This window comes from Phaeodactylibacter xiamenensis (assembly GCF_000759025.1).
GTDB classification, from domain to species: Bacteria; Bacteroidota; Bacteroidia; order Chitinophagales; family Saprospiraceae; genus Phaeodactylibacter; species Phaeodactylibacter xiamenensis.
In genome coordinates this window covers 1-13,765 of record NZ_JPOS01000011.1, presented here as the reverse complement: position 1 = coordinate 13,765, position 13,765 = coordinate 1, and the positions used below count along the sequence as shown (strand labels likewise).

General features: G+C 52.8%; 4 protein-coding genes. 2 read left to right on the top strand and 2 right to left on the bottom strand.

All coding sequences use genetic code 11. The features are described from left to right. Positions 1-2,442: hypothetical protein (locus tag IX84_RS33255; RefSeq protein WP_160213647.1), on the top strand; the 2,442-nt coding region annotated here is incomplete at its 5' end. Between the two features lie 238 nt (positions 2,443-2,680). Further along, a complete protein-coding gene (locus IX84_RS30655) occupies positions 2,681-10,489 on the top strand; it encodes a choice-of-anchor I family protein (protein ID WP_052515745.1) in 7,809 nt (2,602 codons plus the stop codon). 145 nt (positions 10,490-10,634) lie between these two features. Here IX84_RS30655 and IX84_RS03655 read toward each other — a convergent pair whose 3' ends face one another. After that, positions 10,635-13,286 carry a T9SS type A sorting domain-containing protein gene (locus tag IX84_RS03655; RefSeq protein WP_152604905.1) on the bottom strand — a complete coding sequence of 884 codons (2,652 nt, stop codon included), beginning with the start codon at positions 13,284-13,286 and terminating at the stop codon, positions 10,635-10,637. A gap of 40 nt (positions 13,287-13,326) precedes the next feature. Further along, the coding region (locus tag IX84_RS03650) for an IS66 family transposase (protein ID WP_044216663.1) at positions 13,327-13,765 on the bottom strand (439 nt) is incomplete at its 5' end.

The following is a 13,765-nucleotide window of genomic DNA, read 5'->3' as shown; positions in this document are numbered from 1 at the left end:
AACACCGGCATGCTGCTCTCCGTAGCTTCCAATGGGGCAGTAACCCCTGCCACGCTCGACAACCGTACCTTCAACCACGGGGACAGCCCGGAGGTCTATGATTACGCCAACCCTCCTATGCCTTTCCCGGTATATCGCACAGAGCCCATTATCGATGAAGATACCGACATCATCAACGGCGGGCAACTCTGGGTCAACCGGGCCGGGCGAATCGGCTTTACGGATATAGCAGCCAATCTCAATAACGATGAAGTCAGTGATTTTGAGGTCTTCATCCGCAGCAGCTTCTGCGAGGGCGACCCCACCACCCTCACCATCGCCCCCACCGCCCGCATGGAGCTCGGCCAATGGGACGCCGCCGCCGGCATCACCAACACCGCCCAGGTCTACGTGCAGGCAGACGCGACGGTCTCCATTCAAGCCCAGGGCGAGCTGTACATCAATAAAGATTCCCGTTTTATCGTACAGGAGGGGGGCTATACAGAGGTACTTTCTGATGGTCTGCTCAGCGCAGGCTTTGGCGGGCAGGTCCGCATCGAGAAAGGGGGCGAAGCCCGCATTGGCAGTGGCGGCATTTTGCGCGTCAGCCAGGATTCCAAATGCGTAGTGGAAGACGGCGGCAAGCTGGTACTGGAGCCGGGCGCCATCGTGCAGCTTTGGGACGGGGACGCCCCCTTCGGGCGTGCTGTGCTCGAAGTGCAGGGCGAGCTGGAGGTACAGGGCAGCATCGACTTCAGCGGCAATGGCTTCTTTGACTTTTTCCAGAGCCATATTCTCAGCCTTACGGGCGGTATTTTCCGCATCGAAGGGCGGGGCATCGGCAAGCGCTTCCTGCGCCTGCGCAACAATACGACCCTGGACATCGGGGACAATACGGTGGAGCTGCTGGAAGGCCTGGCGGAATACGGCAATTATGCCAAAATCTCCGTAGGTCAGGGCGAAGCCTTTATCTCCAACATGGAGCTGAAGACCGGCGGGCAGACGGCGGTGGGCCTGCTGGCTGACGGGGCGACTAAAATCCGTTTTGTGTACAACGAAGCCTACGGGTTTGCCAATGCCGTGGAGGCTTACAATACTTACCCGGCCAATGCGCTAGACTTCCTGTTCTTCCAGAGCGGCTTTTCTGATAACCGGAATTCCATCTGGCTCTCTAACGGTAGCAATGCGCGGGTTTGGGACTGCCATTTCAATGGCACAGGCACCGGTGTGAATGCGATGCTGCTCGACGAGCTGCAGTCTGTGCGGGTAGACGCAAGTGTCATTGAAAGCTACAATGTGCCAACGGAGCCTGAATATATGACCTGGGGCGCCGTCCACGTCTCCAACGTAGGCGAGTACATCATGAGCGGGGGCGAGCTGTCCAATAATGACGTGGGCTTGTACTGCCCGCCGGGCAAGTATGTTAATGTCACCCTGCGCGGGCAGGCTGAAGTGGCGGATAATGACTTCTATGGGCTCCATATCGTAGAGGGCAACCGGGAAGGCAGCAACTATGGGCTGGTCACGATGGACTGCGCCAGGCTGCTCAATAACGGCCTGGCCGGTATTAAGGGGCAAAACTTGATTCTGAATATTGATGCTTTTATCAATTCCCAAACGGACAACCTGGCTTTCGCCCGGTCCAATCATTTCCAGCGCGGGCCCAATGATGCCCTTTGGTTCGATATTTGTTACGATGGCACCCTTGCTGAAACGATCAATGCCATCCCCGCTGAAGGCAACTACTGGGGCACCGACCACGCGAACCCGGAGCCGGGCGGTGGGCTGTACTACTACGCCCTTGACAAAACCAACTTTGGCGGCTGCGGCGGTTTCCCGGAAATCAGCCTGGCCTTTGGCACCAAAGCCAGCGGTGTGCCCACGAGCTGCCCATCGGGCCCGCCTACCGGCCCGCACGTGCCACCGTCCAAAGATTGCAGCGGTCTGATGGCTACGCCTACCGAGCAGCTTGGCGGCAGCTTCTTTGATGCCTTTTTCGCCTATCAGGACAGGCTGGAACAGGAGGAGCTAACGGAAACCACGTACAGCTTGTTTGCAGCTGTAGCCCAAAAGTCCAACACGGAGCGGGGCACCGCATCCGACCAATGCAAGCACTACATCGACGTGGCGCGGGTATTTGTGCCCCATACCGGTGGCCAAAACCTTCAATCGGCAGGCGGCAGCCCGCAGGGCATACAGCAGCGGCAGGGTCTTAGCTTATCAGGGCAGCCCTCTGCCTTTCCCAACCCGGCACAGGACGAAGTGGCGGTAGAGTGGAGCCCGGGCACCCAATTCTCTCTGCGCGCCATTAATGCAGTCAGGCCTGCTGCCGTCCGGCACCCACCGCTTGCCGGTCGACAGCTGTGCAGAGGGTTGGTACTTCCTGCACTTCACTACCGCAGACGGGCAGCGCGCCCATCAGCTCAAAGTGATGGTGCAGCGGTAAGGCCAGGTGTAGCGTAAGGCTTCATGGACAAGCTCCGGTGGTGTTAGCTGCCGGGGCTTGTCTGTTTTTCTGAAAATTGGGACTTGAGTGTCTTATTTGTTCTCACCTCACAGCCCTAACCAAACCCCAAACCCGATTTCGACTTTCCCACCCGCATCAAAATTAACGCTTACTTAATCTACAGTTAACCCACCCTGCATTTGCCTGCCGTAGCTTTACGCTTCCAAAATACATTCCAAAACCAAAACTTCTTTCATGCAGTACGATTACCGCTTTGGAAAGAGCCTGGGCACCCTGTTGCTCTGCCTGCTTTCCGTTGTATCTTTTGCGCAAGACGATCAGGAATTGTTTCAGGGCTTCGAAGGCTCCGCCAATGATACCTGGAATTATACCATTAATCCCGCTACCTATGACATCGATGACGATGCGTGGGCAGTGTCTGGACCAACAGCAAATATTGGCCCGGCAAGCGGCATGAATTTCTGGTACATGCGCGACCTGGAGAACGACAACGGAGGCAACGCTGATTTCCATACAATGGACTTTGACGCAGTGGATGTTTCCGCTTTTTCCGTCAATGCACTCACCTTTAAGTACAACACCATTGGCTATGAGTCCGGAGACTCTATTGGCTATATTGTGGAAACGGAGCCCGGCATGGGCTTTGACATGGCCAACTACGTGGACCTCTCCCGCAACACCGGTGGCTGGGAAACCGTTTTCGTCAATCTGCCGGTGGGTATCTCTACCGTTCGCCTGCGCCTGATGGCTAAGCAAAACGGTGCCGATGACTACGCTGGCTTCGACGATGTGTCCCTCTTCAGCAGCACCGAAGACTTCCTGCCGCCGCTCGCACTTGGTGCAGAACTCCTCAGCGACACGAGCATCCGCATCACCTACAGTGAGCCAATGGATGTGGCTAGTGTGGAAAACCCCATGAACTACACCACCAATGGCACCATTTCTGACATCACCTACACGGAGCCAGGAGGTAATGAATTCCCGTTCGCAACCATCACTTACGACATGCCTTTTGCCGATGGGCAGGCCTTTGACATCTCTATTGGACTGGTGACCGATGCAGCGGGCAACTTCCTGCTGGAAGCCTTCGCTTTCGACTGGATCATCAACCGTACCACACCTAATCTGGTGATTACGGAAATCATGTACAACCCTCCCGGTAGCAGCGACGACCTGGAGTTTGTCGAAATCCTGAATGCCGGTACCGATCCGGCTATCATCGGCGGACTGACTTTCAGCTCAGAGTTCCGCTTCACTTTCCCGGAGCAAACGCTGGCACCTGGTGAAGTCGTCCTCATCGCCTTTGACGAAGCCGCTGCCGAAGCTTTCTATGGCCTTGATTTTTACGACTGGGGCTTTGACGACATTACCAACGGAGACGAAGAACTGCTGATCAGCAATTTCCTAGGCGACACCATTGACTTTGTCAACTACCTGGATGAAGCGCCCTGGCCGGCTGAAGCGGATGGCAATGGCCCATCTATCGAACTCATCGACCCCACACTCGACAATAACGATGGCGCTAACTGGTACGCCAACACAGAAGCCTTCAACGGCACTGATATCCTGGCAACACCGGGCGTGTACATGCCTGCCATTGAGCCGGTTGTATCTTTTGAAGTGCCTAATGTAGTGGTGAATGAAGCAGACGGCACCGTTAGCTTCAACCTCCGCATCACCAACGCCAATGGCCTGCCTACGGAAGCGGTAATCAGCGTAGTAAGCGCCTCCACAGCCGTGGCGGGTGAACATTTCAATCTCAACACCACCACTGTCACATTCCCAGCCAACAGCAGTGACCCGCAAAGCGTGGAGGTGGAGCTGATTGACAACAGTACGGTAGGTGGCCGCTACCTTATCCTCGCTATTGAGTCGCTGACCAATGCCACGACTGGCAGCGAGACGGAGCTCATCGTGCTGATTCAGGATAATGACCTGACGGCACCTGTGGCCCCGGCAGACCCTGCGATCAGCCTCAGCCACGTAGGCAGCTTTAACTCAGGCACGGTGGCCGAGATCGTGGCGCACGACCCGGCTTCACAGCGCCTCTTCCTCACCAACTCCGAGGAGAACACACTGGATGTGGTTGACTTCTCCAACCCGGCAAGCCTTTCTACCATCACTGCGATCGACATGGCGCCCTACGGTGGCGGTATCAACTCCGTAGCTGTTGCCAATGGTATTGTAGCCGTGGCCCTGGAAGGCAATGAAGTCACCGACAATGGCTCCGTTACGTTTTGGGATGCCGATGGCAACCTGCTGAGCCAGGTGGAAGTGGGCCCACTGCCCGATATGCTGACCTTCACTCCGGATGGCACCAAAGTGCTGACGGCCAATGAAGGCGAGCCTAATGCAAACTACACTATTGACCCCGAAGGCTCCGTCAGCATTATCGACCTGAGTGTAGGTGCTCCCAACCTCACCAACGCCAATGTGACCACCATCAGCTTTGCCGGCTTCAACGACAACGAAGCGAGCCTCAAAGATGCCGGTGTCCGTATTTTTGGGCCTGGTGCCACTGTTGCTCAGGACCTTGAGCCTGAATTCATCGTCATCAACGAAACGGGCACTCTGGCGTATGCGAATTGCCAGGAAAATAACGCACTGGTACTCATTGACATTGAATCCGCTGCTGCACTGGCTGTCATTCCACTGGGCTATAAAGACTGGACGGAGGAAGGTATCGTACTGGATGCCTCCAACCGCATCGACGATATTTTCTTCGCCAACTGGCCGATCCGCGGTATGTATCAGCCCGATGCAATCGACTACTTCACTGTTGGTGGCCAACGCTATCTTATTTCTGCAAATGAGGGGGATGCCCGCGATTATGACGGCTATTCCGAAGAAGCAAGGATCGGTGACGATGAGATCACCCTCGATCCCACCGCTTTCCCCAATGCAGCTTACCTGCAAAATGAAGCCCTCCTTGGCCGTCTGAATATGACCACCGCCAATGGGGATACCGATGGCGACGGAGACTACGATGAGCTATTCACCTACGGCGCCCGTTCTTTCTCCATTTGGAATGCTGACAACGGAGACCTGGTGTACGACAGCGGTTCCGAGCTGGAACTGATTACCGCTGCAGATCCGGTTTTCGGTGCTATTTTTAACACCACTGATGACGAGAACAGCTTCAAAAACCGCTCCGACGACAAAGGGCCGGAACCGGAAGCCGTGACCGTCGCGGAGATCAATGGCGTGCTTTATGCCTTCATTGCCCTGGAGCGCATTGGCGGCCTGATGGTTTACGACATTTCTAACCCGCAGGCACCTGTATTCCTACAGTACATCAACACCCGTACGGTAGACACTGAAGGCGGCGACCTGGCGCCGGAAGATGTAAAAATCATCACCCCGGACCATAGCCCCGATGGCAAGTATTACGCCGTCGTTTCCTATGAGGTCAGCGGTACCGTTGGGGTATTCGAAATCGCCACGCCTCCTACGGTTACTTTCGCCGAAAGCACTGTTGAAGTGATGGAAGGCGCCGGCAGCATCGAACTGCCCATCGAAATTGAGCAGGCCGGTGGGCTGGCTGGCAGCCTTACGGTAAATGTAGCGATGGCTTCCACCGCAGTGGCGGGTGAAGACTACAACCTGGGCACCACTACCCTCAGCATCCCTGCAGGCACTACCGATGGGCTCAGCCTCAACCTGGAGGTACTCGACAACAGCAGCCTGAGCGGCAAATACCTTATCCTGGAGTTTGATGAAAGCAGCACCGTATCAATAGGAAGTGGATCCCGCCTCATTGTACTGATTGCAGATAACGACGATGTGGCACCGGTGGCTCAGGCTGACCCGACAACCCGCTTAAACCACGTAGGCAGCTTTGCCTCTGGTGCAGTTGCAGAAATCGTAGCCCACGACCCGGCTTCACAGCGCCTGTTCCTCACCAATTCTGAGGATAATCAGCTGGATATCGTAGACTTCTCGAATCCGGCCAGCCTCTCTTCCATATCTTCTGTTGACATGGCTCCTTACGGCGGTGGTATTAATTCCGTGGCGGTGCACAATGGTCTTGTTGCCGTCGCTATGGAAGCAAATACCAAGACAGACAATGGCAGCGTAGTCTTCTTCGATACGGATGGGGCGTTCCTGAATCAGGTCACGGTAGGCCCACTACCCGACATGCTCACCTTCACACCCGATGGCACCAAAATACTGACAGCCAATGAGGGCGAGCCGAATGACGACTACGATGTGGACCCCGAAGGCTCCGTCAGCATCATAGACGTGAGCGGAGGTGCAGCCGCAGCAACAGTGGTCACCTTGCCGTTGACCAGCTTTAATGATGATGAGGCTACCCTTGTGGCGCAAGGCGTGCGCATTTTTGGGCCCGGCGCTACGGTTGCTCAGGACCTGGAGCCGGAGTACGTCACTATTTCCAATGACGGCACCACCGCTTACGTATCCTGCCAGGAAAACAACGCGCTGCTGATTGTCGACATCGTTAACGAAGTCGTAACCGGCATCCTGCCACTCGGCTACAAAGACTGGACCGAAGAAGGCGTAACGCTCGATGCTTCCAACCGCACCGACAACATCTTCTTCGCCAACTGGAACATCAAAGGCATGTATCAGCCCGACGCTATCGACTTCTTTACGGTCGGCGGGCAAGGCTACATCATCACGGCTAACGAAGGGGATGCGCGGGACTACGATGGGTATTCTGAGGAAGCCCGGATTGGTGACGACGAGGTGGTCCTTGACCCCACTGCCTTCCCGGATGCAGCGTACATCAAAAATAACGCCCTCCTGGGCCGCCTGAACATCACCCTTGCTAACGGCGATACCGATGGCGATGGCGACTACGACGAGCTTTATGCCTACGGTGCCCGTTCTTTCACGATTTGGGATGCAGCCAGTGGTGCCGTTGTCTTCGATAGTGGCAATGACCTGGAGCAAATTACAGCAGCAGACCCGGTTTTCGGTGCCATCTTCAATGCCACCGATGATGAAAACGAGTTCAAAAACCGCTCCGACGATAAAGGCCCTGAGCCGGAAGCCGTGATCGTCGAAGAAATTGACGGCGTGCCTTACGCCTTTATCGCGCTGGAGCGCATCGGTGGTATCATGGTGTACGAAATTGCGGACCCCGCTGCTCCAACCTTCATTCAGTACATCAATACCCGTACCGTAGACGAGCTGGGCGGCGACCTGGCACCAGAGGACATCGCGTTTATCGATGCTGCGGACAGCCCGGATGGCAAAGCCTATATTGCCGTATCCTACGAGGTCAGCGGCACCGTCGGCATATTTGAGCTGCAGACGCAGTCTACTGTCACCTTCGCTGACAACCTCACTACCGTAGAAGAAGGCAGTGGCGCATTACAGCTGGAACTTGCCGTAGAGCAGGCTGGCGGGCTGACGGGTAAAGCCGTTGTGAATATCCTTGCCGGTTCCACCGCTACCGAAGGTACTGATTTCACCCTGGCTTCCACAGAAGTGGAATTTGACGGCACCAATACGCCTCAGTTCCTTTCCCTCGACATCCTCGACAACATGGAGCTGGGCGGACAGTACATCGTACTCGAAATTGATGCGGCAGAAAGCGAAGTTAAGCTGGGCGAGACCACACGCCACATTGTGCGCATTATCGACAATGACGATATGGCGCCCGTTGCAGCAACCAACCCTGAGCTGCAGCTGACTCACCTCGGCAGCTACTTCACCGGCGGAGGCGAAGGCACGGCTGAAATTGTAGCTTTTGACGGCGAGACCAGCCGCTTGTTCCTCACTAACGGCGAGAACAATCAGGTTGATATCCTTGACTACAGCAACCCAGCTGCAATCACTTTGATTTCTTCCATCGATATCTCTGCATACGGCGCAGGCATCAATTCTGTAGCGGTTAGCAATGGTATTGTTGCAGCAGCCATTGAAGCAGATGCAGTCGACGGAAATGGTACGGTTGCCTTTTTCGATACCGATGGCAACTTCATCAACGCAGTTGAGGTGGGCGTACTGCCTGATATGGTGACCTTCACTCCTGACGGCACTAAGGCCCTCACCGCCAACGAAGGCGAGCCCAACGACGACTACGACGTTGACCCGGAAGGCTCTGTAAGCATCATTGACCTCAGCGGAGGTGTGGCGGCAGCTACGGTAACCACCCTCGGCTTTGAAGCCTTCAACGATCAGCAGGCAGCCCTGCAAGCGGCGGGCGTGCGCATTTTTGGCCCGGGCGCTACGGTTGCGCAGGACCTGGAGCCGGAGTACATCACTATTTCTGATGACGGCAACACCGCCTATGTCAACTGCCAGGAGAACAACGCTCTGGTGCTGGTAGACCTGACTTCCAATACGGTGTTGGATATCCTCCCGCTCGGCTTCAAAGACTGGACCGCAGAAGGCGTCACCTTCGATGCCTCTAACCGCACCGATGATATCTTCTTCGCCAACTGGCCGGTGAAGGGTATGTATCAGCCCGATGCTTTGGACTACTTTACGGTTGGCGGCCAAAGCTACCTGATTTCCGTGAACGAAGGCGATGCCCGCGACTATGACGGTTACTCTGAAGAGGCTCGGGTAGAGGATGATGAATATGTCCTTGACCCAACTACCTTCCCGGACGCAGATATCCTTAAGGACGAGAACCTCCTCGGACGCCTCGTAGTAACTACAGCCAATGGCGATACCGATGGCGATGGCGACTTCGACGAAATCTTTGCTTTTGGTGGGCGTTCCTTCACCATTTGGGACGCCGCTTCCGGTGCACTGCTTTTCGACAGTGGCAATGACCTGGAGCAAATCACTGCCGCCGACCCGGTATTTGGTGCCCTGTTCAACACCACCGACGACGAGAACAACTTCAAGAACCGCTCCGATGACAAAGGTCCGGAGCCGGAAGCGGTAACCACTGCCGAGATTGACGGCAAGCACTATGCCTTTATCGCGCTGGAGCGCATCGGCGGAGTGATGGTCTACGATGTATCGGCACCGGAATCTCCGGTCTTCCTGCAGTATATCAACACCCGTACCGTTGATGAGCTGGGCGGTGACCTCGCTCCTGAAGGGCTCGCCTTTATCCCGGCATTCAGCAGCCCAAGCGGCAAGCCACTGCTGGCGGTTTCTTACGAAGTCAGTGGCTCTGTAGCCATGTTTGAAATTGACCTGAGCTGCCCAATCGTTGACCTGCCTGCTACAGTCACGCTATGCGAAGGCGAGACCGCGATGCTGAGCGTAGGCGATGCTTACGAAACCATTACCTGGTCTACGGGTGACGAAGGCAATACGATTGAAGTGGCAGAAGGCGGTACCGTGACGGTTATGGCTACCACTGCCGGCGGTTGCATGGCCGTGGATACGGTGGAAGTGACGGTCAACCCACTGCCCGTTATAGCCCTTGGCGACGACATCGAAGCTTGTGAAGGCGAAACCGTAACTCTGGACGCAGGAGCTGGCTTTGACAACTACAGCTGGAGCAACGATACCGATGGACAAACCCTTGAAGTGGACATGGATGGTGCTTATGCCGTAACCGTAACTGACGCTAATGGCTGTAGTGGTGACGATGAGGTCGTTGTTACTTTCAACCCTGTGCCTATGGTTACCTTCCCGGTTGATACGGTGGTTTGCGTAGAAGACATCTTTGTTTTCAGCCCGGGCGAAGGCAATGAACTCGTCATTGACGGGACTGCCGTCGAGGAATTCACCACTGAAGGGCTGGGCGTTGGCGAATATGCGATTGAAGCTACTGTGGTCAATGAATTCGGTTGTGAGAAGGCTATTGTGCTGGACTTCAACATCGAAGTCTGCAACAGCACCCGTGACCTGCTCACACAGGAAGGCTTTGAGGTATTCCCGAACCCGACCACCGGCCTGGCTACCGTCCGCCTGAGCGACCTGCAATCCACTGCATACGATCTGGCGATTGTAACGAGCACCGGACAGGTTCTCAACGTACGCCGGGTGGAAAGCTACCGCAGTGACTATCAGGCGCAAATTGATCTGACGCAAATGCCAGCAGGCATTTACCTGATCCGCCTGACTTCTGCAGAAGGGGTGCTGACCCGACGCCTGATTGTGGAGTAAATATAAGTTTAGATTTTAAGCCGGTGCAATAGGCCCGGTTGCCTGCCCGCCTTCGGAGTGTTCCGGGGGCGGGTATTTTTTGGAAAGAAGCATACAGTCTGTTACCCAAAAATTGGGGAAAATGACTTACTCTTTTCCCTTAATCCTAATCCACAATGACAATCTTCCGAGTGAAAGTCTGCCCTGTATCAGTTGCAAATACAAGCCAATACACCCCAGGAGGAAAATCTGTTGTCCATATCTCTTCCACAGGCTGTTTGTAAACTTCGAGCAATATTCCTGAGTAATGATAGAGCCTTATGGTTGTATTTTGCAGGGGGTTGGAATACTTTAATCTTAACCTTTCTCCTTGAGCGATAGGATTGGGAGACAAAGTTATTTCATTGACATTTAAGCTTTCTTCCCGAGTATTCACCATAATGATTTCATACTGCCACTCTGACACACAATTGTTGGCATCAGTAACGGTCAATCCATAAATACCAGCTGGCAAAGCAGAAATAGTGGTCCCTATGGCTCCTGTACTCCAATTAAAATTATAAGGTGGAGCCCCCCCTGATACCTCAGTAAGGGTAATATTACCGCCCGTCATTTGTACAGCTGGCTCAACAATAGCTACAACATCTATAGCCATAGGTTCAGAGATTGTCACATTCACTGTATCATAGCAACTTTCTGCGTCTGTAATAGTGAATTGATAGTTTCCGGCAGTTAACATTTCCGTTCCTTCTCCTTCAGAGCTGTCTGTTACCCAGGAAAATTGATGAGGTTCTGTTCCGTTCAAGGTAAAGGCAACAGACCCATCGTTTTCACCCATACACTTAGGTGCTGTAATACTATCTACATGTACTGAAAAAACTGCTCTCTCGTAAGCTCCCAGATCAACAATACCATCTTTTATTCGCTCCCCTCCCGTTATATCTGTAATAATGCCCAAGCTGTCTAACCCTAAATTGCTGCCCAAGTTCAACAAAGGAGAACAAGCACTTAGCTGAAAATTACTATTAATCGTATCAATAAATTCAGGATAAACGCCAAAAACCATTCCCTCTCCACATGCTTCGCCGCTACCAGGTCCTGAGCAATCAATCGCACTAACTGCCGTATTTGAAACCTTGTAATCATACAATGAAAGTGCATCGGGATCTCCATTATAAAAAATACTTCCAAGTCCGGGGAGTAAGGTACTTTCTTCCCAAAAAATCGAGTTGGATATCTCGAGGTTATTAAACCACGTTGTGTCGTTATAGACTTCTCCCCAAGTCTTGGCTATAGGGTATGGTCCATTACTGAAGAAAGTACAATTAATTATAGATGTATTGAATTGCCCATTCAGCCCAGCTGAAAGATTGATAGCTCCACCGTTACCTGAAAAAACACTATTGGTAATTGTAGTGGCAACCTTTTTTTCTCCTGCGAATATCGTCGCTTGAAAATTAATAGCTCCTCCACCCAATGAAAATGGAGCATTGCCTCTAAAAATACAATTATGTATTCCCCATATACTTTCAGAATCCCCCGCAAAGCCCGTAAAAACGGCATCATCAGGATAGTTGCCTTCGAAAACTGACCCTAGTAACTTTACCTCCAGGAACTTAGAGAAATTGAACATAGCCAGCGCACTTCCAATATCTTCGGACGATTGATTCTCAATGAAGCTACACCTGTCAAAAGAAAACCGGAGCGTATCTTCTAATGATCCCCCTATATCTGTTTGCCCAAATTGAACACCTCCAAATGCACGTGCTTTATTATGACTAAAAATACAGTCAGTAAAATGCATATCTACATCATCTGTACTACTAAAAAACCTAACCCCACCTCCTTCGTTGGTTACTTCATTACTGATAAAGACGCAAGAATCGCCCCGGACTACTCTAAGTCCATTAAGGTTAGCTCCTCCTCCTTCGATTGCAGTGTTGTTCAGAAAAGTATCTTTTTTCATCACGAAACTTGCATTAGGGTTTAGTGCAGCGTCTACGTATAGCCCTCCACCGAAAAACAGGCTAGTATTCTGCTCGAATTTACAGTACTCAATCGATGGCAAAGATTCATCATACTGGCTAACCCTCAAATACAATCCACCGCCGCTTCGACTAGTGTTAAACCGGAAATTACAATTTGCGACACGAGGGGAGGATGAAGCTTCCACCTCACTTCCAACAATCAGCATCCCGCCCCCAAAATTATCCAAATTGCTGGAGGACCCTGCTCCATCAGCCTGCCCAAACTCAATATTAAAACCGTCAATTAATGCAGTGCTATCTACTCCTAAGGCTTTAACAACATGGTAAACATTATCTAACAGGTTGTTTTCTATGCCTATATCCCCACTTAACAGGGTAGGATGCTGCCATAAATTACGTTCGGAGAGGGCTGACTCAACTCCCGAGAACCCGCCATAAACAGCCACTCCATGCTTTAAGGAGAAAGAGGCATTGCGATCGGTCCCCAATGTAGGGAAATAGGTGCCTTCTGCAACCCAAATTGTATCACCTGCATCTGCTAGAAATAGTGCCTGTTGCAGATCAACAAGGGCGTTTTCCCAGTTTTGACCTGAGTTATTTCCAGCACTTGCATCCTTATCTACATATAAGCGATTAGGTGTTGACCCAGCGGTATTTTCACAATTGAAACCCAGAACTAGGGCTTCATCCTGATAAAAGCAGTTCAAGCTATACTCAAGAAACGAATTATTGTAATCCAATACATAAAAAGGGTTATTATGATCTCCAACACCTTCTGTCCACCATGTAAAACCAACATTATCTGGTGGATAACTATAATTGAGTGTCAAACGTATCCGGTCACCTATATCAAGGTTTAATGGTAACTATTTAGGTGTGGGTTCCTGCGGCAGCGTAGCTGCGAAGGAACGACTCGCCCCGCCAAGCGTTGAGCAACTCTTCATAGGCAGACAAGCCGTGCTTTTTTGCCGTACTGCAAAAGCTTTTGATCCTTGCATAGTGCCGCGCACCCTGTAGGGTACGGAAGCAGCCACTGACTTTTAGCTTCGTTTTTAACGGGCGGATATCACGTTCGGCCAGGTTATTAGTGAAGGGCACTTCGTGCTCCCGCGTGAACCTCAGTACTTCTTCTTCGTATCGTTCCAGCCTTTCGAGCAGGTTCCTCCCTTTTGTTTTCTTCGCCCGGCCTTTTGGGCGGAGTTCGGGCGGCGGCTCTTCACGGCTGGCTTCTTTTAAGATTTGCCGGTAGCGGGACAGGACCGTTTTATATTTTTTAGCCGGCAGCACTGAGCTCCCGCCACTGCTAGGC

Bases quoted from the DNA above. Each gene is read 5' to 3' on its own strand.
- IX84_RS30655 (WP_052515745.1), top strand. From the start codon at position 2,681: ATGCAGTACGATTACCGCTTTGGAAAGAGCCTGGGCACCCTGTTGCTC.